Below are 739 nucleotides of genomic sequence, written 5' to 3' on the forward strand. Positions count from 1 at the left end.
GTAATAGTCGGCGTAGGATTGCAGAACCCGACGCAAATGCACCTCGCCCAGGACAATGATGTGGTCCAAACACTCGCGGCGGATCGATCCGATCAACCGTTCGGCAAGGCCATTCTGCCACGGCGAGGCCGGTGCAACAGGCTTGTCGCGGATGCCCATGGCGCGCAATCGGCGCGTAACGAGGCTGCCATAGATGCGATCGCGATCGCGAATGAGGTATTTTGGGGCCTCATCCCAAGGAAAGGCCTCCGTGATCCGACGTGCAACCCATTCCGCCGTCGGATTTCTTGTGATGTTGATCAAGACCAAGTCTCTGCGGTCCAGTCGGATGATGACGAATGCATAGAGCAGGTCGAAAACCGATGGTGGGAACAACGAACAAGTCCATGGCGGCAACGTCCGGCGCGTGGTTACGCAGGAAGGTCCGCCATCCCTGGCTTGGTGGGCCTCGCCGCTTAACCATGTACTTGGCGACACTCGACTGCGCCAGCTCAAAGCCGAGCTTGAGCAGTTCGCCATGGATGCGTGGCGCGCCCCAAAGCGGATTCTCCATGCTCATGTGCCGGATCAGCGCGCGCAGTTCGGCGTCGATCTGCGGCCGCCCTCCCTGTGGGTACGACTTCCAACGCTAGTAGCGGCGAAAGCCGGCCCGAAGCCAACGCACGAGCGTCTCGGGCCGGATGATCGTGAGGACCTGCAAGATCGATGGAAACCAGCGATACAGCTGAATGAAGAACCA

General features: G+C 59.9%; 2 protein-coding genes. Both read right to left on the minus strand.

Going from position 1 to position 739, the window contains the following annotated elements; all coding sequences use genetic code 11:
- A partial coding sequence (locus AC5ZGW_RS46665; protein ID WP_496114199.1) for an integrase core domain-containing protein occupies positions 1-159 on the minus strand: 159 nt, incomplete at its 3' end.
- Between the two features lie 70 nt (positions 160-229).
- On the minus strand, positions 230-559 hold the full coding sequence (locus tag AC5ZGW_RS46670) for a hypothetical protein (protein WP_496114198.1): 330 nt from the start codon (positions 557-559) through the stop codon (positions 230-232).
- Positions 560-739: the final 180 nt, after the last annotated feature.

The sequence above is a fragment of the Bradyrhizobium sp. Crot121 genome, from assembly GCF_059512385.1.